At 66.2% G+C, this 873-nt stretch carries 1 protein-coding gene; it reads right to left on the bottom strand.

Annotated features, from left to right (window positions below; all coding sequences use genetic code 11):
* The coding region (locus AC1DMS_RS31725; RefSeq protein WP_478182147.1) for an IS481 family transposase at positions 1-840 on the bottom strand (840 nt) is incomplete at its 3' end.
* Between the last annotated feature and the right edge of the window lie 33 nt (positions 841-873).

Below are 873 nucleotides of genomic sequence, written 5' to 3'. Positions count from 1 at the left end.
GCGCCAGTGCTCGAAGGCGTCCTGAGCCTGAGCCAGGTCCATGAAGCTGCGTCCGTTGAGCACCTCGGCCTTGAGCGAACGATGGAAGCGCTCCAATTTGCCATTGGTCTGCGGGTGGTAGGGCGCGCTGTGGCTGATGCGAATGCCCAGGCGAATGAGCCACACGCTCAGTGCCGACAGCCCGTGCTCGGCCTTGGCGGGACTGCCCCAAGGGGCGCCGTTGTCGGCGTTGATGCGTACGGGCAAGCCGTAGCGCCGGAACACCCGCTGCAGATGATCCTGCACGCGGGCGGTGTTCGTCTGGGAGCACGCAGCGATCGTCAGGTTGAAGCGCGAGTGGTCGTCAATCACCGTCAGCGGATGGCAGCGCCCCGCGCCCGTCTCGAAGTAGCCCTTGAAGTCGATCTGCCACAGGGCGTTGGGGAGCTCGTGCTCGAAGCGTTGCCAATGCTCGGCCGCCTGGCTGGCTTCGGGGGTGATCAGTCCGTGGCGGTGCAGGATGCCGGTGATGGTGCTGGGCGCAGGCACGCCGCTGAAGCCCAGATCGCTCAGGCGCCGAGCGATCTTGCGTCCGCCCCAGCGGGGGTGCTGGCGGCGCAATTCGACAACGGCTTGCTCGATCGCAGCGCTGCTGCGCGCAGGACTGTGGTGCGGGCGGGTGCTGCGCGGCTTGCACGCATCACCCATGCCTTGGAGTGCATGGCGGCGCAGCAGTGCATAGCCAGTCTTGGGGCTGATGCCAAAGCGCCGGCACAGTTCGCGGCGGTTGGCTCCTTCTTGCAAGGCCAGTTCCAGGAATTCGCGTTTGGTGTCCATCAGGTCTCTCGGTTGCCAGGGCATGGGCCGCTTCCTCGGTCGTCTCGACCTCGAAAG

It is taken from the genome of Variovorax sp. 05T418 (assembly GCF_056396385.1).
The sequence above is the reverse complement of the archived record's forward strand: the minus strand, read 5'-3'. Positions and strand labels throughout refer to the sequence as shown.